This is a genomic window from Actinomyces sp. HPA0247 (assembly GCA_000411415.1).
GTDB lineage: Bacteria > Actinomycetota > Actinomycetes > Actinomycetales > Actinomycetaceae > Pauljensenia.
In genome coordinates this window covers 1112852-1133268 of record KE150450.1, presented here as the reverse complement: position 1 = coordinate 1133268, position 20417 = coordinate 1112852, and the positions used below count along the sequence as shown (strand labels likewise).

At 65.0% G+C, this 20417-nt stretch carries 18 protein-coding genes; 6 read left to right on the top strand and 12 right to left on the bottom strand.

Annotation, left to right across the window (positions count from 1 at the left end; genetic code table 11):
- Nucleotides 1-94: 94 nt before the first annotated feature.
- The 7 genes from HMPREF1478_RS04585 to HMPREF1478_RS04555 all read right to left on the bottom strand — a co-directional run bounded on the left by HMPREF1478_RS04585 (nucleotide 95) and on the right by HMPREF1478_RS04555 (nucleotide 8868).
- The gene (locus HMPREF1478_RS04585; RefSeq protein WP_016460917.1) at nucleotides 95-2563 is read right to left on the bottom strand and encodes an ATP-dependent Clp protease ATP-binding subunit; all 2469 of its coding nucleotides are present in this window, start codon (nucleotides 2561-2563) and stop codon (nucleotides 95-97) included.
- 578 nt (nucleotides 2564-3141) lie between these two features.
- The gene (dtd, locus tag HMPREF1478_RS04580; protein WP_016460916.1) at nucleotides 3142-3654 is read right to left on the bottom strand and encodes a D-aminoacyl-tRNA deacylase; all 513 of its coding nucleotides are present in this window, start codon (nucleotides 3652-3654) and stop codon (nucleotides 3142-3144) included.
- Complete coding sequence (gene ygfZ, locus HMPREF1478_RS04575) at nucleotides 3654-4823, bottom strand: CAF17-like 4Fe-4S cluster assembly/insertion protein YgfZ (protein ID WP_034474929.1); 1170 nt, start codon at nucleotides 4821-4823, stop codon at nucleotides 3654-3656. Before ygfZ ends, dtd begins: the two co-directional genes overlap by 1 nt.
- Nucleotides 4816-5487 (bottom strand): heme-binding beta-barrel domain-containing protein, encoded by a 672-nt coding sequence (locus HMPREF1478_RS04570; RefSeq protein WP_034474927.1) that lies wholly within the window; start codon nucleotides 5485-5487, stop codon nucleotides 4816-4818. The genes ygfZ and HMPREF1478_RS04570 overlap by 8 nt, the downstream gene beginning before the upstream one ends.
- Before the next feature lie 197 nt (nucleotides 5488-5684).
- A complete protein-coding gene (locus HMPREF1478_RS04565) occupies nucleotides 5685-6605 on the bottom strand; it encodes a hypothetical protein (RefSeq protein ID WP_232207431.1) in 921 nt (306 codons plus the stop codon).
- Between the two features lie 393 nt (nucleotides 6606-6998).
- Nucleotides 6999-8279, bottom strand: coding sequence for an adenylosuccinate synthase (locus HMPREF1478_RS04560; protein WP_016460912.1), 1281 nt, complete (start codon nucleotides 8277-8279; stop codon nucleotides 6999-7001).
- 94 nt (nucleotides 8280-8373) lie between these two features.
- Nucleotides 8374-8868: a DUF456 domain-containing protein gene (locus HMPREF1478_RS04555; protein WP_016460911.1), complete on the bottom strand. Its 495-nt coding sequence runs from the start codon at nucleotides 8866-8868 to the stop codon at nucleotides 8374-8376.
- Between the two features lie 165 nt (nucleotides 8869-9033).
- Between HMPREF1478_RS04555 and HMPREF1478_RS04550 the strand changes: the two genes are divergently transcribed.
- The 6 genes from HMPREF1478_RS04550 (at nucleotide 9034) to HMPREF1478_RS04525 (ending at nucleotide 13183) form a co-directional block, all read left to right on the top strand.
- The gene (locus HMPREF1478_RS04550; RefSeq protein WP_016460910.1) at nucleotides 9034-10254 is read left to right on the top strand and encodes a hypothetical protein; all 1221 of its coding nucleotides are present in this window, start codon (nucleotides 9034-9036) and stop codon (nucleotides 10252-10254) included.
- The gene (locus HMPREF1478_RS04545) at nucleotides 10251-10664 is read left to right on the top strand and encodes a hypothetical protein (protein ID WP_016460909.1); all 414 of its coding nucleotides are present in this window, start codon (nucleotides 10251-10253) and stop codon (nucleotides 10662-10664) included. Before HMPREF1478_RS04550 ends, HMPREF1478_RS04545 begins: the two co-directional genes overlap by 4 nt.
- Before the next feature lie 24 nt (nucleotides 10665-10688).
- Nucleotides 10689-10979: a WXG100 family type VII secretion target gene (locus tag HMPREF1478_RS04540; RefSeq protein ID WP_016460908.1), complete on the top strand. Its 291-nt coding sequence runs from the start codon at nucleotides 10689-10691 to the stop codon at nucleotides 10977-10979.
- 117 nt (nucleotides 10980-11096) lie between these two features.
- Nucleotides 11097-11702, top strand: coding sequence for a hypothetical protein (locus HMPREF1478_RS04535; protein WP_016460907.1), 606 nt, complete (start codon nucleotides 11097-11099; stop codon nucleotides 11700-11702).
- A 106-nt stretch (nucleotides 11703-11808) separates the two neighbouring features.
- A complete protein-coding gene (locus HMPREF1478_RS04530; protein ID WP_016460906.1) occupies nucleotides 11809-12405 on the top strand; it encodes a hypothetical protein in 597 nt (198 codons plus the stop codon).
- Nucleotides 12406-12568: 163 nt separating this feature from the next.
- Complete coding sequence (locus HMPREF1478_RS04525; protein ID WP_016460905.1) at nucleotides 12569-13183, top strand: hypothetical protein; 615 nt, start codon at nucleotides 12569-12571, stop codon at nucleotides 13181-13183.
- Between the two features lie 106 nt (nucleotides 13184-13289).
- Here the strand turns inward: HMPREF1478_RS04525 and rlmB are convergent, their stop codons facing one another.
- The 5 genes from rlmB to cysS all read right to left on the bottom strand — a co-directional run bounded on the left by rlmB (nucleotide 13290) and on the right by cysS (nucleotide 20326).
- Entirely contained in the window at nucleotides 13290-14267 is a 978-nt protein-coding gene (rlmB, locus tag HMPREF1478_RS04520) for a 23S rRNA (guanosine(2251)-2'-O)-methyltransferase RlmB (RefSeq protein ID WP_016460904.1), read from the bottom strand.
- A 105-nt stretch (nucleotides 14268-14372) separates the two neighbouring features.
- Nucleotides 14373-15800 (bottom strand): lipopolysaccharide biosynthesis protein, encoded by a 1428-nt coding sequence (locus tag HMPREF1478_RS04515; protein ID WP_016460903.1) that lies wholly within the window; start codon nucleotides 15798-15800, stop codon nucleotides 14373-14375.
- A gap of 9 nt (nucleotides 15801-15809) precedes the next feature.
- Entirely contained in the window at nucleotides 15810-16691 is an 882-nt protein-coding gene (locus tag HMPREF1478_RS04510) for a glycosyltransferase family 2 protein (RefSeq protein WP_016460902.1), read from the bottom strand.
- Between the two features lie 90 nt (nucleotides 16692-16781).
- The gene (locus HMPREF1478_RS04505) at nucleotides 16782-17342 is read right to left on the bottom strand and encodes a DUF1697 domain-containing protein (RefSeq protein ID WP_016460901.1); all 561 of its coding nucleotides are present in this window, start codon (nucleotides 17340-17342) and stop codon (nucleotides 16782-16784) included.
- 1526 nt (nucleotides 17343-18868) lie between these two features.
- Nucleotides 18869-20326, bottom strand: a complete 1458-nt coding sequence (cysS, locus tag HMPREF1478_RS04500; protein WP_016460900.1) for a cysteine--tRNA ligase — start codon at nucleotides 20324-20326, stop codon at nucleotides 18869-18871.
- Nucleotides 20327-20417 lie beyond the last annotated feature (91 nt).

Sequence of the window (20417 nt, the reverse complement as noted above, 5' to 3'; positions counted from 1 at the left end):
CGATTACTTGACAACTAGAGGGCGGCCCGTCGCAGTACGACGGGCCGCCCTCTCAAGTGTCCGGTTTGTCAGCCGCGAACAATTGGCGAGTAAATCACTCTCCATTGAAGGTGAACTTACGGTCCTTACCTTCCCCAGAGACGCCAACGGTAACAACCTGACCGGGTTGCAGTTCTCCGAACAGGATGCGCTCGGACAGCGCATCCTCGATCTCGCGCTGGATCGCACGACGCAGCGGACGCGCACCGAGAACCGGATCGAAGCCCACGTCCGCGAGCAGCTCGCGAGCCTCATCCGTCAGCTGCAGGCGCATATCCTGAGCCTCCATGCGCTTAGCCAGCTTCGCGATCATCAGGTCGACGATGCGCGCAATCTCCGGCTTGGTCAGCGGCGGGAACACGATCGTGTCATCAACACGGTTGAGGAACTCGGGACGGAAGTGCTGCTTGAGCTCCTCCGCGACCTTCGACTTCATGCGACCGTAATCGTGCGTCGAGTTGTCCGCGGTCTGGAAGCCCGTCAGGACACCCTTGTTGATGTCGCGAGTACCCAGGTTCGTCGTCATGATGATGACGGTGTTCTTGAAGTCCACCTTGCGACCCTGAGAGTCCGTCAGGCGGCCCTCCTCCAGGATCTGGAGCAGCGAGTTGAAGATGTCCGGGTGAGCCTTCTCGACCTCGTCGAAGAGGACGACCGAGAACGGCTTGCGGCGCACCTTCTCCGTGAGCTGGCCACCCTCGTCGTAGCCGACATAGCCGGGAGGAGCACCGAAGAGGCGCGAGGCCGTATGCTTCTCGGAGAACTCAGACATATCCAGCTGGATGAGAGCATCCTCGTCGCCGAAGAGGAACTCGGCGAGGGCCTTGGCCAGCTCGGTCTTACCCACGCCGGTCGGGCCAGCGAAGATGAACGAGCCGCCGGGACGGTTCGGGTCCTTCAGGCCCGAGCGCGTACGACGGATCGACTGGGCGAGAGCCTTGACGGCCTCGTCCTGGCCGATGACGCGCTTATGCAGCTCGTCTTCCATCTTGAGCAGCTTCGCGGTCTCCGTCTGAGTGAGGCGCACGACCGGGATACCCGTCGACATGGCCAGGACCTCGGCGATCTCCTGATCCCCGACCTCGGCGATCTCGTCGGACTCGCCGCCCTTCCACGCCTCTTCCTTCGCCTTGCGCTCCTCGGCCAGCTTCGACTCCTCGTCGCGCAGCGACGCGGCCTTCTCGAAGTCCTGATCGTCGATGGCCGCCTCCTTGTTGCGGCGCACCTCGGCGATCTTCTCGTCCAGCTCGCGCAGCTCGGGCGGCGCGGTCATGCGGCGGATGCGCAGGCGCGCACCGGCCTCGTCGACCAGGTCGATGGCCTTATCGGGGAGGAAACGATCCGAGATGTAGCGGTCCGCCAACTCGGCGGCCGCCTGAATCGCGGCATCCGTGATGATGACGCGGTGGTGCGCCTCGTAGCGGTCGCGCAGGCCCTTGAGGATCTCCACCGTCTCGTCGACGCTGGGCTCCTCGACCTTCACCGGCTGGAAGCGGCGCTCGAGGGCCGCATCCTTCTCGATGTACTTGCGGTACTCATCGTTCGTGGTCGCACCGATCGTCTGGAGCTCGCCGCGCGCCAGCATGGGCTTGAGCATCTGGGCGGCGTCGATCGAGCCCTCGGCGGCGCCCGCACCCACGAGGGTGTGGATCTCGTCGATGAACAGGATGATGTCGCCGCGCGTGCGGATCTCCTTGAGGACCTTCTTCAGGCGCTCCTCGAAGTCGCCGCGGTAGCGCGAGCCAGCGACCAGCGAACCCATGTCGAGGCTGTAGATCTGCTTGTCCTTGATGGTTTCGGGCACGTCGCCGTGCACGATCGCCTGGGCGAGGCCCTCGACGACGGCGGTCTTACCGACGCCGGGCTCACCGATCAGGACCGGGTTGTTCTTCGTGCGACGCGAGAGGACCTGCATGACGCGCTCCATCTCGACGCGGCGGCCGATGACGGGATCCAGCTTGTTCTCGCGCGCGGCCTGCGTCAGGTTGCGGCCGAACTGCTCAAGGATCGCGGAGTTGGAGCGCTCGGGACCGCCCGATCCGCCCACGCCCGCGCCCACGGACTCGCGGCCCTCATCGTCGCCACGCTGGTAGCCGCTGAGCATCTGGATCACGGTCTGGCGCACCTGCGCCAGGTCCGCGCCCTGCTTGGTCAGCACCTGGGCGGCCACGCCCTCGCCCTCCTTGAGGAGGCCGAGCAGCAGGTGCTCCGTGCCGATGTAGTTGTGGCCCAGCTGCAGGGCCTCGCGCAGGCTCAGCTCGAAGACGCGTTTGGCGCGCGGGGTGAAGGGAATGTGACCCTCGACCGGCTTCTCGCCCTCGCCGATGATCTCAATGACCGAGGCGCGAACGGCCTCGCCCTTGATGTCCATCGTCTCCAGGGCCTTGGCAGCGACGCCCTCACCCTCGGAGATCAGGCCGAGCAGCAGGTGCTCCGTGCCGATGTAGTTGTGCTTGAGACCGCGAGCCTCGTCCTGCGCGAGCACGACGACCCGGCGAGCGCGGTCGGTAAAGCGTTCGAACATGCCTCTCCTCATTGTGCAGGACGGGCACTTCGCCGAGCTCGGCGTACACCCGTCCCAGTTGACTGGTTACAGACTACGAAAACCGCGGGCGACGTGCGCGCGCTTTCGCCCTCGGCGCAGGGCCGAGGGGCGGAGACGTCCGTTCGGGGGATGGGGCGGCGCTGGGCCAGGGCACGGAGGGGATCGCGGTGCGGCGCTGGGCCAGGGCACGGCGTCAGCGTTGGACCAGGGGCGAGGCCGGGGCAGGTGAGGCATGCGGGGCTGCGGCAAGCGAGTCCGGGCCCACACTGGGCAAGTCATTCAGACTCAGGGGGGTTTGGCGTCATTAGAAGCCTCGTGACGGCGTGTCGCCGGCGTGTCAGGTCTCTAGTGCTGCAATTCCCCCGCAGAACGAGGCCGAGGCGAGGTACGAACTATCGGCAGGCTATCGGCAGGTATCTTTGGGAGCTTCACCCAAAAGTCGCACGTAATTTCCCTCGGTCAGTTTTCAACAGGCCCCACAAACGTTGCAATTGCAACGACAGCATTTCAAAACATGAAAAGTTGATAGGGAAATTACGTGCGACGTTGTGGGGGAACTACGCCTCAACGAGGACCGTGAACGGCCCGTCGTTCACCAGCGAAACCTCCATCATGGCCCCGAACTGGCCGGTCTCGACGTGCAGGCCCCGGCCGCGCAGATCCGCAACGACCGCGTCGACGAGGGGCTCAGCCTCATCCCCGGGCGCGGCATGCGCCCACGAGGGTCGGCGCCCCTTGCGCGTGTCCCCGTACAGGGTGAACTGCGAGATCACAAGGATCGGAGCACCCGCGTCGAGGGCGGAACGTTCGTCGTCAAGGATGCGCAGCTCGGCGATCTTGCGGGCGACCGTGGCAACCTGCTCAAGGCCGTCACCACGCTGGACGCCCAGGAGGACGACGAGGCCCTGGCGCGCTCCGCCGGCACCCTCCCCCGCCTCGTCGCCAGCAGAGCCGACAGAACCAGCAGCGCCACCAGAACCGGCAGAACCAGCAGAAACAGCAAGGCGACCGACGACCTCGCCGCCGACCCGCACCTCGCCGGAGGTGGCGCGCTGGATGACGGCGCGCATCAGCGCGCCCCCAGGGCCGAGCCGAGGCCACCGAAGCCCGTGGAACCGCCGCGCTGGCCGGCCTCGCGGGAGAGGTCGGCGCCCGGGCGGGTTTCCGGGGACACGGAGGACTTGCCGTGGACGGGCACGATTTCCTCCTGGGCGGCGGCGACGCCGTCGATGTCGAAGACCGTCGTCACAGGCACGGCGCGGGCGATCAGCGCGAGGGCGATCGGGCCCTCGTCCGCGTGACGCGCCGAGGAGGTGATGACGCCAACCTGGCGGCCTCCCACCTCGATGGGCGTGCCGGGCGCGGGCAGGTCGCCGCGCGAGCCGTCCAGCTGCAGGTACGTCAGGCGGCGCGGGGGGCGGCCGAGGTTGAGGACGCGCGCGATGGTTTCCTGGCCGCGGTAGCAGCCCTTCGACGTGTGGACGGCGGTGCGCAGCCAGTCCACCTCGGGCGGGATCGCGCGGGCGTCGGTCTCGCGGCCAAGGCGCGGCTTCCACGCGGCGATGCGCATGGCCTCCCACGCCAGGTATCCGCCGCGGCGACGAGAGCCAGCCTCCGGCGAAGCAGCCAGCCACGCGGCCTCGAACTCGTCCGCGGCCTCGCGTGAAACAGCGTGAAACATCATGGGCGTGCGCGCGCCCGGGTGGCGCTCGCCCTGGAAATAGGCGGCCCCGCCCTCCACGACGCCGGGCCACGGGTCCTCCCAGGTCCACAGGAGTCCGGGCAGGTCGGCCACGGCGTCGGGCATGTTCGCGCCCGCGCGGACCGAGGAGAACACGACGACGTCGCTCTCAGAAACAGCGACGCGCAGCGCGAAACGCATCGAATCAAGGAACGCCACGAACCCCGACACGTCTGAACGCTCCACGATCAGGTGCAGCGTCTCTCCGTCGTCGCTCGCGCCCGCCCAGTGCTCGACGCGCCCCTCGGGCGAAAGGATGAGCAGCTCGCGGCTCTCACCGGGGACGAGGTCGGTGACGATCTGGGAGGCGAGCGACGTCAGCCAGGTGAGCCGATCTGCCCCCGACACAGAGATGACCGCCAGGTCCGGGCGGCGCACCAGCGCGCGGCCACCCTCGAGGGCCCACTGCTCCCCCGACGGGTCCCCGAAGTGCGGGGTCGCGCCGAAGGAGGCCACGGCCTCGTCGACGAACTCGGAATCGAGCGCAGACTCAGACAAGGAAACCATCCTGGGAGTCGTCGATGCCTTCGATGACCTCGCCGGAGGCGGTCGAGGCCTGCTCGGTGCGGTGCAGGCGGCCGGAGATCTCGACGTCGGCCTCGTCCTCGCCGTCGAGCGTGTGCTCCTGCGTCCACATGAGCTCGCCCGCGACCAGGCCGAACATGCGGCCCAGGTGCGTAACGCGGGTGGCATCCGCGCCGAGCGCGATCGCGTCGGACACCATCTGCACGCGCGGGCCGACGCTCACGCCGTCCCAGACAGCGCTGTGGCCCTCGGTGGAAGCGGAGGTCGCCGTGAACTCGCGCGGGTTGTACTGACCGGGAGGCGGCAGCGGCGCGTCGGAGGGGGCGACGGACACGTACAGGGTCTCTTCGCTGATCAGGTCGCCCTTCTGGATGGCGGCCAAGCCCTGCGCGGCGTCCCACGTGGGGTCGATCGGAGCCGAGGCCTCGCCCGCGTACACGCGGGTCACCAGGCGCATCTGATCGCCGACGACGTCGCCGCGGATCTCCTCGATGACGGGCGAATCCGCGGGCACCTCGGCGGAAGCCTCCTGGCCGGGCGCGGCGGGCTGCGCGTGCATGCCCCACCCCTCCCAGGTTCCGAGCATCCACGCGACGGGAGCGACGAGTGCGGGCAGGTCAGCAGGTATCACCATCATGGCTCCAGCCTAACGCGTCGGGTGGACGCTCACCGCGCGAGCAGCGGCGCACGCAGCTGGCAGCGAACAGGGACGAGGCCGGGGCACGACCGCGCGCGAACCTGACCCGGGTGCAGCCTCGGTTGCGGCTGTTCAGACACCGCGGTTCACCGGAGGTCGCAGCGGCTCACCGGGCGCCACGACTCAGATGCAGCGCTTCAGATGCCGCCGATGCGGATCATCGCGTAGACGGGCAGGGCTGCGACGAGGAACTTCGCGGCGCCTCGGCCCAGAACGTTGGCGAGCTGCGCGGAGGCGGCGCGCTCGCCCAGCAGCGCGTCGACGACGGAGACGGCGAAGCCGACGCCGAAGCCGGTGACGCCGCCGAGGGTCAGGAAAGCGACGAATTCGCCGAAACGCTTGGCGATGAAGGGGAAGACGACGGGCAGCAGGTCCGACGTCTGTCCGAGGATCCACGCGATTGACGCGGCGACGAGGCCAGCGACGATGCCGGTGAGCATCGCGTAGACGACGCCCGCCTTCGCGCTGCGTCCCGAGCGCGCCGACGCCGCCGCGATAATCGCGATGAGGGCGGCCATGGGGACGATGACGGACCAGCGCTCGTGGACGGTGAGGGAGACCCACATGGACCCGGAGGTGACGATGAGGAGGCCGGTCACCGACGAGGCGAGGGCGGCAGTCAGCGAGGTGGAGCCCCAGTGCTCGCTCGTGTGGCCCACGGAGTGGTCGCGGGGCGCGGGCGCGTCCAGGATCGTGGCGGCGACCAGGGCGACCAGGGTGATGCCCGTCAGGGGTACGGCGATGTCGAGGTTCTTCCAGTAGGCGACGGCCATCGGGGTCAGCGCCCCACCCAGGGCGAGGACCGCCTGCGCGAGCCACGGCATGTGCAGGCGCGCGAGCGTCGGCCAGCCGAGGGCCAGCAGGAACGAAGCGATGGCGACGACGGGACCGACGCTCCAACGCGAACCGGGCAGCCACCAGGCGACGATGGTCGCCACGGCCAGCAGGGTGACGGTGAGGGTACCGATTCCGTTGGGCACGTGCCGGGTCGCCAGGGTCTCGCGGCGACGCCCGCGGTTCGGGCGGGTTCGGGATCGCGTGGGCGGGGTCGAAGTCATCACGCTTCCATGGTCCCACATGTGCGCGCCTGACGAGGCAGGGGCCGCCCGCGCGGGTCGGCTCTCGCGTGTGCGGGGCGGGGGCACGGCACCGCATGGGCCAGCCACGGCCTCGGCGACGGCGACGGGATGCGCGCTGTGGCGGATGCCCTGTGTGGGTTGATGCACGCCGCCACGGGATGCGGCCCCGCGGGTGCGGCCGTAAAGTTTAGGGGCACGCCGGACCGGTATGCCCCGGGCTCCAAACTCTGCCGCTACGAGCGGCCTTCGCGCCGACAGGCGCATTCGGTTCGGCGTGCTTTGTCGTATGTGCGTGCCAATGGTGGCGCGTGAAACAAGTGGGGGCCGGTGCTGCGTCGCAGCACCGGCCCCCACTGTCGTCTCAGCGAACCGTCACATCAGCGGGTAGCGCACGATCGTGGCCTCGCGGCCCGGGCCCACGCCGATGGACTGGATGCGGCAGCGCGACAGCTCTTCCAGGCGCTTGATGTAGTCCTGGGCGGCCTGGGGCAGCTCCTCGAAGGAACGGCACTGCGAGATGTCCTCGCTCCAGCCGGGCAGCTCCTCGTACACGGGCACGGCGGCCTCGAAGCCAGCCTGGTCGAGGGGCATTTCCTCAGTGACCACGCCGTCAACGTCGTAGGCCACGCACACGGGGATCGTCTCGTAGCCGGAGAGGACGTCGAGCTTGGTCAGGCAGATATCGGTCAGGCCGTTGATGCGCGTCGAGTAGCGCATGACGACGGCGTCGAACCAGCCGGTGCGGCGCGGGCGACCCGTGGTCACGCCGAACTCGCCGCCCTTGGTGCGCAGTGCCTCGCCGACCTCGTCGTCCAGCTCCGTGGGGAACGGGCCCTCGCCGACGCGGGTCGTGTACGCCTTGGCGACGCCGACGACGCGGTCGATGCGGGTCGGGCCCACGCCGGAGCCGGTGAGCGCGCCGCCCGCGGTCGGGTTCGAGGAGGTCACGAAGGGGTAGGTGCCGTGGTCGATGTCGAGCATGGTCGCCTGGCCGCCCTCGAAGAGGACGGTCTCGCCGCGGTCCAGCGCGTCGTTGACGACGAGGGACACGTCGCACATCATCGGCTTCACGCGGTCCGCGAAGGACAGCAGGTGGTCGGACACCTCGGCGGGGTCGAGCGTGGGGATGTCCACGGCCTCGAAAATGGTGTTCTTGGGGGCCAGGGCGGCCTCGACCTTGGCGCGCAGCTCCTCGGGGTGGAAGAGGTCCTGAACGCGCAGGCCGATACGGTTCATCTTGTCGGCGTAGGTGGGGCCGATGCCTCGGCCCGTCGTGCCGATGAGGTTGTTGCCGCGCGCACGCTCGTTCGCCTGGTCCATGAGGCGGTTGTACGGCGGGATGATGTGCGCGTTGGAGGAGATGCGCAGGCGCGAGCAGTCGACGCCGCGCGCGGTGATTTCCGCAAGCTCCTCGAAAAGCACGTCCAGGTCGACAACGACGCCGTTGCCGATGATGGGGGTGACGCCTTCGGAGAGGATTCCGGCGGGCAGGAGGTGCAGCGCGTACTTTTCGCCGTCAATAACGACGGTGTGTCCGGCGTTGTTTCCTCCGTTGAACTTCACGACGAGGTCGGTGTGCTGGCCGAGCTGGTCAGTGGCCTTGCCTTTGCCTTCGTCGCCCCACTGGGCGCCGAGAACGATGACGGCGGGCATGAGTATCTCCGTTTAGTTGGGTCTGTTACGCGGGCGCGCGCAACAGACCCATCCTACCGGAGGAACGACGAGGCCGGGGCACCGGCTGGTCGCGTCAGTTTCCTGCGGCGACCAGGGCGACGCCGACGCCCCACAGCGTGGCGCACGTGAGGGCGGCGATCAGCTCGATGGCAATCGTCCACCCGAAGGCCTTGAGGGCCTGAACCGTCGCTTTCCAGGCGGTCGCTGTGTCCTTGCTGCGCAGGTACTCGACGACGAAGATCGCGGCGATCATGCCGAGGACGAGGCCGAGGGGCAGGCCGATGAACCAGCCGACAACGCCACCCAGCGATCCCCACACGAGCGTGGATTGCGGGATCCCCGCCTTGTTCATGCCGCGCGCGGGAATCACGTATTTCAGGACCGTTCCAAGGATCAGGACAACGGCCGCGATAGCGAAGATAATCCACGCGGCACTCGTGCCGGTCAGCCACGCCCACACCAGGATCGCACCCCCAACGACGGGCGCGGACGGCCAGATCTGCACGACCGCGCCGATCACTCCAATGAGGATGACGATGCCAACAATGACGGTTCCCAGGACACTCATGGAGCGATCATACGTGCGGCACAGACCACCATCAAGAAGGCCGCTACGAACTTTGACAACCTGTGTTATTTTTGGTGGACATTATGATCGGCTCACCGCTGAGCGCCACAGCGCACCTCACCGGCGAGGATCCACCATCGAAGATTCGAGACATAGCGAGGGAAGATGCCTTTATCTGTCGAATACGCGGACCTGTCGCTGGCACAGCAGGTGCTGGAACGCCAGTCCTCCCAACACCTCGCAAATATGCGGTCGTTCCTCAAGGAATGGTGCAGCCTTGACCTAGGCACCGAGGCCTCCGGTCAACTCTTGATGGTGCTCTACCCTTACAACGAGGCTGCCGCTGCTGCTGGCGATATCGTCCTCGGCCTCCTCGAGAAAGCTCATAGTGGAGCAGCCAATCATCTAGGGCAGACCCTAGACGCCTACATCGACGCTGACGAGCAGATCCATAACGCATTGACAGCAGCGACCCAAGCTCTCGGCGGGTCTGCACTTCCCTTCAACGATCCTCGTTCATCACTGCCAACCCTCGGAGCGGCAGAACAACGCGCATCGAAGTGGTACGGCGGCGCTGATCCCCACCTAATTGAGCAGATGGGGCAGGACATCGAGGCGCTCCGCGATTACGCGAAGGACCTTCCGGGTAGATTCAATCAGCGGCTTGAAAAAGCGATGTCCGCAAACCGTTCAATTTCCGAGTCCCAGGACGCAAGCTCCTACCTTGTTCCACCTGAGTCTCCGACATCAGAAATGGAGAATCTGCGCTGGAAGGCTGGGCCTATCCTCGGAGCCTACGACTGGCTGATTGAAAAGGCGACGGGCGTCTCGTTCTTGAACGACATCATTTTCAAGTACACCGTCGGCGACTGGCGCGTCGTTGACCGCGCTAAAACTGCCTGGTCGGAGATCGGCGACGCCCTCGTCGCCGTCGCACAAAACGACTCCGAAATTCTGCCTGCCCTGTCGGAGTGGACCGGAAAAGGCTCGGAAGCGGCTAATGCCTTCATCGCAGCCCTTGCCATGGGAACTCAGGCGCTACAGGGCGCAACAAGCACAATGTCCTTGATCCTCATGGCCGTTAAATTTGCCATCAAGGAAGCTGCGGGCGCAATCGGGGACGTACTCATTGAACTCCAGCTAGCTTGCGTAGACATCCTTGTTGATGCTTCCGTCCCCATTGCCGGATGGATCAAGGGCGTTATCGATGTCGCGAAGTATGCCTGGAAGATCACGACATGGATCATGAAGGCCTACAAGATCCTTAATTTCCTCTTTGATATTTTTGAGTCCATTGTCCAGGGTAAGGATCAGCTTCTGGAGACCCGCATTACCCTGTCCAACCTCGCAGAAGCGGCCGCACGAGGAATTGCAGCACGAGCATGACTAATCAGGACTATTTCAACAGGATCGAAGAGCTGATGCGTTCACTTCGAGACGTGTCAGACAGCATTACGCGAGAGCGCCAACAAGACGAGCGCGATAACGCTGAACACAGACGGGAACGCGCTGAGGCTGCCCGAAACGGAGAGCTCGGCGAAGACTGGAAGAAGATTCAGGAACGTATCGATAAAGGCGAGACGACACTGAGTGATGTGTTCTCCGGGAAGGATACATCCGAGGCTGCAGACGCTCTGCGACAAACAGCCCAACAGAACATCGCGCGAGCGATGCAGCAGGCACGCCAAGAGGCTGAAGAGAACGATGAAGAGGACCCTTTCACTGCGATGCAGGAGAGTCTCACCGCTCTCAGCAAGGCAACTGAAGAGCGAGTCCGCAATCTTCAGGGCTTCTAACAAGCTAATCCCGAAGGAGTCATTATGGCAGATCTCTACGTCGACGAGGGCGAACTCCAGTCCCTGTCCAGCACGCTGAGGCAGCGCGTGGATCAGATGGAAACGATCATCGACACCATCCCACAGACGCAGAATTTCCTTGCGAGCACCTGGGAGGGCGAGGCAGCTCGCGCAGCATTCAACCGCATGCAGATCGACGAGGAGGAACTTCGCTACATGGCTGACGTACTTGCCAAGGCTCAGCAGCTCCTCGACGAGGCGATCCAGACCTACGAGGAAACGGAGCAAAGCGTTTCCTCCCTCTGGTCCCTCTAAGGCGTCGAGTCAACCTGATCAAAGCGAGCGCCCGGCGGCCGTCACGGCGGCAACCGATCACGGGCACCGTTTGGGGAGGGAGGTGTCGGCTGGCGACGCGCGCGTCAGCTCATCACCATGATCAACAAAGCCTCACGAGGGCAGTCTCGCAACCGCTGGGATAAGCGCCAGTACGCGACGTACCTCGTCGCGCTCGAGCCGCAGCAGGCAGTCGACTGCTGCCTGGGTTTCTGGCGCTCAATCGGGGGGTTTACCGAGCAGGCTGGGGTACGCGAGCAGCTTGCGCGCCGCGGTTTCCTCGGCACCCAATTCACGATCGGTGGGACCGGCCGATACTACGCGTTCCGTTCCCTGGAGGATATATTCCCGGTGATGAGTGCCTTCCCGAAGCTCATGCCCAAGAAATTTAGGGACTCTATCCAGGAGCCGACCAGCATCATGGTTGCCGCCCGCCCATATTCAGCGGGTGGGCAACCGGCATCAGAGCTGTGGTGTTTCCTCGCGAAAGATGCCCTCAGGGAACCCTTCGTCACGGACGCATTCATGAAGTCCTCTGTGGAGGGAATAAGAGATTCCTTCGCCCAACAAGGCATCTTGCTAGGTGCCCCGCATTTCTTCCGAGGCGGAGATCTCCCCCGCGATCACGTCTTCTCCGACATGAGTCTCCTCGCATTGCGAAGGGACGCCGCAGCTTTCGTTCGCAACCAGTCACACCGCCAGTGAACTGCCCGAGGATCACCCCCTGCGCCCTGCGGTCTCGCGACCATACGCCGCGCAGGCAACACGTCGACAGGCTGTCGTCCTTTCGCTTTCAACGCCAAGGAGAACTATGACTCCGCTCTTCTCACGCATAGGCCGTAACCTTTCGATGGTCAAGCAACCCTTTATGGTCTTCCGCCTGTCGCTCACTCCTGACGAGGCCGTGGCGCGCTGCGTCACTCACTGGCGCACGTTCAAAATCCAGTCCGAGACTCCTGGCATGCGCGAGCAGTTCGCGCTGGCTGGCTGGGTGGGGACAGAACTCGTCATCGGAAACAACGGCAAGGCATTCCTTGCCGATGCGATCGCCACGTCGAGCGCGACCGCCGCCGTTGCCGAACTGTTTCCGAAAGCGATACCTGACCGAGTCAGGCGAGCTTTCGTTGAAAAGACGTTTGTCGAGATAATCGCCCGGCCACTCCCTGGAAGCGGGGGGCGCATGTGCGAGCTATGGTGCCGCCTCGATTACACGTCAACGAATGAAACATTCTTCCAAGAGGACTTTTTCGCATCGGTGTTGGGTAAGCTCGAGCAATCGTTCCAGTCGGATCAGGTCATGCTGGCACCGTTGGAGCACCTGTCGAGCCGCGAACTGCCGACGGACGTTCCGCTGACCCTTCCCGCCCTCCGAGCACTGCGTCAGGCGGCTCAGAAGAACAGAGGGTAGCCACCCCTCTTCGGCAGGTCACCGCGCGGGTTCCCATGCCTCGTCAATCCCGATAATTCACTGCGGCTAGTATCCTGGTGGGCAGCGGATCTCAGCAGCAATGCACCGCGGCAGAGTGCTGACGCTTGTTGTTGACACTTGTCTTTCCTCGAGGAGGGTATTCATGGGCGCGGGTCATTCAGGTTTCTCTCTCCGCCGAGCCCTTAACCACCGCAGGTACTTCTACGCGCTGATCGCGGCAGACCCGAATCAGGCGGTCACGCACGCTGTCGACTACTGGGTGTCCAAAGGTGCCTGGGGTGAGACGAACGGCATGCGCGAGCAGCTCGCCCAGCACGGGTGGGTCGGCGCGGAGATCATCATCGGCAGCGACCTGCGCGGCCTCGCGATCAGGCCTCTCCTCGACGCCATCCCCGGCGTTAATCTCGTTCCCTCCGCGACACCCACGCCACTCAAACGCACCAGTCAGGAGAGGACCGAGATCCTCGTCGCGGCACGATCCTGCTCGGTTGGGGGACGCCCAGCGTCCGAACTCTGGTGCTGCGAGGCTCGCATCCTGCACGATGACCGCTGGGGCACAGACGCGTTCATGGACATGTCCTTCCGTGAACTCGCTGGCGCCTTCCAGCACCAAGGGCTCCTCCTGGAAGCCCCACGATTCTTCTACGGCGGCGACCTGCCGAAAGACCACCTCTTCACCATGGACGGCATCCTCACAATGCGGCGCGCCGCCAAAAAGGAACACGGCCGCCATCCCATTCGATTCTCGGGATACTGAGGCGTGCGTGCGCATTGACGCCCGCACCACCGGTGATCACATTAAAGAGTCTCGCCGCGGGCGCGTTTCAAGCACCCGCGGCGAGACAACAAACAGTCCGAAAGGCTCAGCCCTGCGCGCGCAGGGAGGCCACCTCGTACAGGGCAATGCCCGTGGCGACGGCCGCGTTGAGAGACTCGACGGTCGACGCGATCGGGATCGACACGATCTGATCGCAGGTCTCGCGCACGAGGCGGGACAGGCCCGCGCCCTCGGCACCAGTCACGACCACGAGGGGGCCGTCCGCCAGCGACAGGCCGCGCAGGGGCGCGTCGCCGCCGCCGTCGAGGCCGACCACAAAGTAACCGGCCGCCTTGGCCTCCTCGAGGGCGCGCACCAGGTTCGTCGCGCGAGCCACGGGCACGCGGGCGGCCGCACCGGCCGACACCTTCCACGCGGTCGTGTTGACGCCCGCGCTACGGCGCTCGGGGATGATGACGCCGTCCGCGCCGAACGCGCCCGCACTACGCAGAACCGCGCCCAGGTTGTGGGGGTCCGTCACCTGGTCGAGGGCGACGAGGAGCGGGTGGCCCAGCTGCTGCAGAGAGCCCGCGATCAGATCCGAGGCATCGGCGTACTCGTAGCCGCGCACCTCGATGGCGACGCCCTGGTGGACGGCACCGTCGGTCGCGACATCCAGATCACGGCGGGTGACCTCGTACACGGGCGCACCCATCGCGGAGGCGAGGCGCACGACCTCCTCCACGCGGTCATCCTTCACGTTGTCGAGGATGAAGACGCGCTCGATCGGGACCGAGGCGCGGGCGGCCTCGGCGACCGGGTTGCGGCCCGCGATCAGCTCGTGGCCGGGCTTGACGCGGATCGACGACTTGGCGCGGGCACGAGCGATCGCGGCCTCCTGGGCCTCGCGGGCCTCGCGCTTCACCTTGCGCTTGTGGGCCGGGTGGTAGGTGCGATCCTCGGCCTTGGGGGTCGGGCCCTTACCTTCGAGGCGGCGGCGCGAGTGCCCGCCGGTACCGACCTGCGCGCCCTTCTTGGTGCCCTTCTTACGGATGGCGCCGGGGCGCCCGCTGTGTGAGGCCATGGTGTCTCCTCGTTTTCTCGTGAACTGACACAAGCGTACGGGTTTTAGGCCGCATCGGGGCCACCGGGGCGCGCGCGGGGGCCAAAATCACGCTGCGCGCAACGGTCACGCCCCCTGCAGAGCTTCCCCACCCTCCTCGTCACGATCAACGGGAGCATCTTTCAGCCGGCGATAGTCGACGGCGAGGAAAATAGCCAAAACGAGAACACCCGACGCGTAGCCGGCAACACCCACCCACGAGACACCGTTCATACCGAACCAATTCACGAACGGGCGAGCCAGCACGAGAGCAACGATGCACGCAACAACATTGCCGACAAAACTCGCCACATAATCACGCACAGACAGCAGCAAGTCATTAAAGAACCAGCCAAAGGCCGTGATCACCGTGCACAAAACCGCGGGCTGGAGCAGGAAAGTATTACCCCTGATCTTCTCACCGAACAGGAGCGTCAAGACCGGCTCACCAACAATCTCCAACCCCAGTGCGGCCACGGCAGCAATGGCAACGATCGCGCCGACCGTCTTCCACAACAGCGTGAGGGCCGAGCGCTTGTTCGAATGAAAACGCTCAGCGAACACACCCATCAGCGGACTGTAGACGTAGGTGGCACCCATCTGCACAATGACGGCGAGCGACGCGACAGCCTGATACACGCCCAAAGCTTCAGCACCATCGCTCGCAGCAAGCATCTGACGCGGGACAGTCAAAACCGACGTCGCTGCAATCTGAGCCACGACGAGAGGCGCCAACGAAACGAGAGTCTTCGCCGCACGCCCAAAGCGCACCTGCGGACGAATCGGCTCAAACACGCACGCGCGAGGCGCGTCATACAGAGCGCCGACCAGGATGACGACCGCCGTCATGAGACCCACAGCAACGAGCAAGGAATCAAAAAACCACAGGCCCACCGCGAAAGCAACGAGCGTGCCAATACCCTGCATCACGTAGGATTTTCCAGCAAAATCAAGGCGCAGGTGCCTCTGGTCAATCGCGTGGAAAACCTCAATGAAATTCGTCGCCAACGAGTACACGAGATACAACGAAATAACGGGCAAAGCATCATAGGACGTCGTCACGACGGAATAGACGACGCCGACCAGGAATGCCACGATAGACAGCACCGAGCGCAGCCCAACGTATTCACGCGAGGTGCGCTCCCCCGTCACATCCGTCACCTGGACCGTGCGCAGGCGGAAATCCGCAATCGGGTTCACGAGGTTCGCTATCGCCATCGCGAGCGCGAGCATGCCCGCAGCATCAAAGCCAGTCGCGAGGCGCACCACCAACACCGACGAGACGAGGTAGTTGCAGCCCAGGCGCGTCAGGGAGCCCACGGAGCTCCACATCATGTTGGCTTTCAGCGAGAGTTTCTCAGGCGCCTCAGCGCTTTCCGCGTCGGTCGCCACGGCCTCGTTGGTCGCCACGGCCTCGTTGGTCGTCACGGCCTCGTCGGTCACCACGGCCTCATCGGTCGCCACTGCCTCGTCCGGGAATGCGCCCTCTCGAGCGATATCCTGCGGCATTTCCATAAACCCCCCTCAGCGGAAGATCGTATAGCGCGCAACGAGCGCAACCGGGTAGCAGACAACCGCGAGTGCCTTGCTCGGCGCCATGGAAATAGCCCCCTTCTGATGGGCGAGCATGCATCCAACGAGGAACAGACTCGTCTCGCGGGCACGCGACTTCAGAGTGGTGGAACGCGCCGCGCAGTAACGCTTGTGCTTCCAATAGCCAATCGGATTCCTCTTGGCATTGGACGCAAAATTCTGCGTCAGACCGTCGGGCAGATAGTGGCAAATAGTGAGGATTTCGTTATCCGCCAGCATGTTGTAGCTCTCGTCAATGAGGAACCACACGGAGGATTCCGCGACGAACTTCTCACCGGGAGCCACGTCGAAGGGGTAGCGACGCAGAATCTCAGTGCGGTGAATCAGCGACGTATCGCCACGGAAACCCATCTTTTCGTGCAGATCCCACAGCGTCACCGCGCGCACCCCGTCAGGCATCCACGTGCCCATGGGGGTGTGCTCGTCAGTGCCGCGCAAGGCGACAATTCCCGCGAAGGAGTCGTCGCCTCGGATCTCTTCCCAACGCGTGAGAACATGCTCCACTGCGGTCGGCACGAGGTGGTCGTCTGAATCCACGACGAAGAAAAGCTCGCTCTGGCAGCGGGCAACACCCGTGTTGGTTGCGCGAGGCTTCCCGCCGTTCTCCTGCTTGACATAGTCGATCGACAGACGCCCCTCAGCAATCCAGCCTTGGACGAGGGACTCCGTGTCGTCAGTGGATCCATCATCCACGATCATCCACTGGAAATCCGTCGACGTCTGAGCCAGCAGGGACTCGTACAGCGCAGGCAAAATGTACGCTCGGTTGTATGTCGGGGTAAAAACACACAGGGTCGGGGCAGCGGTTGTCATCCGTATTCCTTCCGGCGAACGGCCTACGTCAGTGTTCTCCCGATTCAGTCTAGTTCCCCACCTGCGCCATCGCCAAGGACTCCGCGCCCGTCAACCCCGCGACAGCATGGCCGCGATCTTCCCGACCGTCGAGCCGGAGCGGATCGTCACCTGGCGGTAGAAGTCCTCGCGCAGGAGGCGCTTGTGGTAGGCGGTCTTCAGGAAGGTCTTCTCGTCAAACTTTGCCCAGAACACTGCGTGCTGACCGAAGTGAACCGCCTCGTCACCCAGCTCCATCGCCTCAATGCGCTCGCGCACGTGGTCCCGGTCCAAGCCCCGCGTGTAGAAGAGCGCATCACGGCGGGAGACCTCGCCATGCCACCAGTCGGGCAGGTTGCGCAGCTCCGCGACGTAGTCCTGCGCCGTCAGGAGGGCCAGCCGAATCGGGAAGTCATAGCGGCGCGCCAGGAGATCCTCAACTGTGCGGGCAACGTCCTCGTGCGGGGTGTTGGGCCCGGCACCGGCCTCGGCCTCGAAGAGGAGGTTGCCGCTGTTGATGTATGTGCGCACGTTCGTAAAGCCTTCGGAGGCAATCTGCTCGCGCAGCTCGCTCATGACGACCTTGTTCGTGCCGCCGACGTTGATACCGCGCAGCAGCGCCACGTATTCCATGCGTTCCTCCCGTGTTGGTGACGCCTCGCGTCGTCGACCTGACACCAGGGTAGAGCCTCGGCTAGCATCGGGCCGATCGCGCACGTTGGTATAGCACCGATTGCAGGGTGATCCCAGCCCGTAGAGAGGCCTAGCTGACGACACTGCCCACGGACTCTCTCGGGGCAATTACATCGGTTCTCCTGAAGCACCCTGTCCACGCCCCCCAACCTCAATTCCGCACGTAATTTAATCCGGTAACTTTTTAAGACAGCCTTAAAACGCTGCAATTCCAACGATGCGATTTCAGGTTTTGAACGAGTCGCGGGAGAATTACGTGCGAAATGGGTGAGCGCCGGGCTAGACACAGCGCCGAGGCCACGTCTGCTCAGAAGGGAACGCCTTTCCGAAGGATTCAACCTGATCGGCAGGATTCAACCCGATCGGCAGGATTCAACCCGATCGGCAGGATTCAACCTGATCGGCAGGATTCAACCCGATCGGAAGGGGTTGAATCTTCCCGATCGGGTGCACACCTCACTGCGACAAGCATTTTTGCGGTACCCGAGCCCAGGAAAGCCCCTGCGCGGATAGGTTGTGATGATGCGGATAGGTTATCGCCACGCGGATAGGAAAATAAGCTATCCGCATGCTCATAACCTATCCATGAAGCAACAACCTATCCGCGTACCCGTGGGCATGAGCAGGAATGTGCTGCTTGAGGAAGCGATGCACTAGATAGGGCAGCAATGCACTAGCTACTAGGCAGTGCAATGCCTCCCTAAGTAGTGCAATACCACCGATCAACAAGCGAAAACGCGGCCCCTTGGTGGCCACGCCACTGTGGAGGGCACCGGAGGGGCCCGGAGGGCACGGGCGGGCTGCGAAACGCAGGCCCTGGCTGCGGCTCCCGCGGGCAGAGACAGGGCCTGGCCGGGCTTCGAGACGCAACGCCTAGACCACCCCAGACAAATTTCGCATGCAATTCCCCCACGGCACGATCCAACACAAGCCCAAAAACCGCAGAATATCAACGATCAGATTTCAAGACCTGAAATACCCTCAGGGGAATTGCATGCGAAATTGATGGGAGAGCAGCCCGTGAGGCAACGCGCCGGGCCTGGCTGCGGTGCCCGTGGGCGGGGGCGGGGCCTGGCCGGACAACGAGTCGACGCGCCCGCCCCAGACACATTTCGCACATAATTTCCCACGGTCACTTTTGGAGATAGCCCGAAAACGTTGCAATCCCAACGACATGAATTCAATATTTGAAGTACTCGCAGGGGAATTACGTGCGAAATTGCTATGGCGAGGGCCGCGACACCCGTTACGGGGCGCGACACCCGATCAGAAGGGGTGCACTGCCTACGGATCGGGTGCAGCGCACCAAATCACAAGAGCAACCGCGGAAACTGCGAGACGCGGGCCTGGCTGCGGTGCCTGTGGGCGGCGGCCGGGCCTGGCTGCGGCGCCCGTCCCGCCGACATGCACAAGGCCCCGGGAGCTCACGCTCCCGGGGCCTGGCGACAGCTGTCAGAAATCGCCGATCAGCCAACACTCCAGGTGGCGCCGTCGCGGCCGTCCGCGACGGTGACGCCGGCGGCGGCCAAGCGGTCGCGCAGCTCGTCGGCGCGCGCCCAGTCCTTGGCGGCGCGGGCAGCGGCCCGCTCAGAGAGCACGGCCTGGACCAGCGCGTCCAGCGCCGAGTGCTCGGCGGCAGCCGCGCCGGAAGCACCCGCGCCGATGCCGGCCTGTCCGCGCCACTGCTCGGAGGCCGGATCGAGGCCCAGCACGTCCAGCATGGAGCGAACCAGGACCTGCTCGCGATACACAGCGGACACATCCCCGGAAGCCAGCGCGGCGTTGCCGGCCTTGAGGTGCTCGTGCAGGACCGCGAGGGCGCCAGCGACGTTGAGGTCGTCGTCCATGGCGGCGACGAAGGCCTCGGGCAGGTCGGCGGGTGCCAGGGCGATCTCGGAGGCCGGAGCCTCCCCGGCAGCCTCGATGGCGCGGGCCACGAAGGTGGAGAACTTCTCCCAGGCGGCGTGAGCGGCGGGCAGCGTCTCGGCGCCCCATTCGATGGCGGAGCGGTGGTGGACGGTGGACAGGGCCCAGCGCACGGCGACGGCCGGGTACTCCTCGGTCAGCGCACCGATCGACAGGACGTTGCCCAGCGACTTGGACATCTTCTCGCCCTTGGTGGTCACCCACGCGTTGTGGACCCACAGGCGCGCGAAGGGCCAGCCCGCGCCGTGCGACTGGGCCTGCTCGTTCTCGTGGTGCGGGAAACGCAGGTCGATGCCGCCGCCGTGGATGTCGAATTCGTCGCCGAGGTAGCGCCGCGACATGGCGGAGCACTCAAGGTGCCAGCCGGGTCGGCCGCGTCCCCAGGGGCTGTCCCACGAGGCAGTGGCCGGCTCAGACGGCTTACTGGCCTTCCAGAGAGCGAAGTCGCGGGGGTCGCGCTTGCCGGCCTCAACGGCCTCGTCGATCTGGGCGTCGTCCTCGGTGGTGCGCATGTCGGCCAGGCGCTGGCGGGTGAGCGAGCCATAGTCGGCCTGAGAGTGGACGTCGAAGTAGACGTTGCCGCGCCCGTCCGAATAGGCGTGTCCCGCGTCGATGAGGCGCTGGACGAGGTCGATTTGGTCGGGGATGTGGCCGGTGGCGCGCGGCTCGTAGGTGGGGGCCTGCACGCCGAGGGTCTCGTACGCCTCGGTGAATTCGCGTTCAAAGCGATACGCCCAGGCCCACCAGTCCCAGCCGGCCTCGGCCGACTTGTTCAGGATCTTGTCGTCGATGTCGGTGACGTTGCGGACGTAGGTGACCTCGTAGCCGCTGCGGCGCAGCCAGCGGATCAGCGTGTCGAAGGAGACGGCAGCGCGCAGGTGGCCGACGTGCGGGGATCCCTGCACGGTGGCGCCGCACAGGTAGATGCCGACCTTGCCGGGGGTGACCGGGTTCAGGGGCTGGATGCGGGCGCTCTTGGAGTCGTACAGGTGCAGCATGGCACCAATCCTACCTGGCGAGGCGCGGCGGGGAGCGACGCGGGCACTCTCCGGGAGTATGTAACGAGGCCCGGGCCCCGACGGGCGAAAC

Excerpts from the sequence above, each read along its gene's own strand:
- HMPREF1478_RS04545 (WP_016460909.1), top strand. The coding sequence starts at position 10,251 with ATGACTAATCAGGACTATTTCAACAGGATCGAAGAGCTGATGCGTTCA.
- HMPREF1478_RS04505 (WP_016460901.1), bottom strand. The coding sequence starts at position 17,342 with ATGGAATACGTGGCGCTGCTGCGCGGTATCAACGTCGGCGGCACGAAC.
- HMPREF1478_RS04510 (WP_016460902.1), bottom strand. The coding sequence starts at position 16,691 with ATGACAACCGCTGCCCCGACCCTGTGTGTTTTTACCCCGACATACAAC.
- HMPREF1478_RS04570 (WP_034474927.1), bottom strand. The coding sequence starts at position 5,487 with ATGATGGTGATACCTGCTGACCTGCCCGCACTCGTCGCTCCCGTCGCG.
- HMPREF1478_RS04525 (WP_016460905.1), top strand. The coding sequence starts at position 12,569 with ATGGGCGCGGGTCATTCAGGTTTCTCTCTCCGCCGAGCCCTTAACCAC.
- HMPREF1478_RS04535 (WP_016460907.1), top strand. The coding sequence starts at position 11,097 with ATGATCAACAAAGCCTCACGAGGGCAGTCTCGCAACCGCTGGGATAAG.
- HMPREF1478_RS04515 (WP_016460903.1), bottom strand. The coding sequence starts at position 15,800 with ATGGAAATGCCGCAGGATATCGCTCGAGAGGGCGCATTCCCGGACGAG.
- HMPREF1478_RS04550 (WP_016460910.1), top strand. The coding sequence starts at position 9,034 with ATGCCTTTATCTGTCGAATACGCGGACCTGTCGCTGGCACAGCAGGTG.
- HMPREF1478_RS04565 (WP_232207431.1), bottom strand. The coding sequence starts at position 6,605 with ATGACTTCGACCCCGCCCACGCGATCCCGAACCCGCCCGAACCGCGGG.
- HMPREF1478_RS04560 (WP_016460912.1), bottom strand. The coding sequence starts at position 8,279 with ATGCCCGCCGTCATCGTTCTCGGCGCCCAGTGGGGCGACGAAGGCAAA.
- HMPREF1478_RS04540 (WP_016460908.1), top strand. The coding sequence starts at position 10,689 with ATGGCAGATCTCTACGTCGACGAGGGCGAACTCCAGTCCCTGTCCAGC.
- cysS (WP_016460900.1), bottom strand. The coding sequence starts at position 20,326 with ATGCTGCACCTGTACGACTCCAAGAGCGCCCGCATCCAGCCCCTGAAC.
- HMPREF1478_RS04585 (WP_016460917.1), bottom strand. The coding sequence starts at position 2,563 with ATGTTCGAACGCTTTACCGACCGCGCTCGCCGGGTCGTCGTGCTCGCG.
- rlmB (WP_016460904.1), bottom strand. The coding sequence starts at position 14,267 with ATGGCCTCACACAGCGGGCGCCCCGGCGCCATCCGTAAGAAGGGCACC.
- dtd (WP_016460916.1), bottom strand. The coding sequence starts at position 3,654 with ATGCGCGCCGTCATCCAGCGCGCCACCTCCGGCGAGGTGCGGGTCGGC.
- HMPREF1478_RS04555 (WP_016460911.1), bottom strand. The coding sequence starts at position 8,868 with ATGAGTGTCCTGGGAACCGTCATTGTTGGCATCGTCATCCTCATTGGA.
- HMPREF1478_RS04530 (WP_016460906.1), top strand. The coding sequence starts at position 11,809 with ATGACTCCGCTCTTCTCACGCATAGGCCGTAACCTTTCGATGGTCAAG.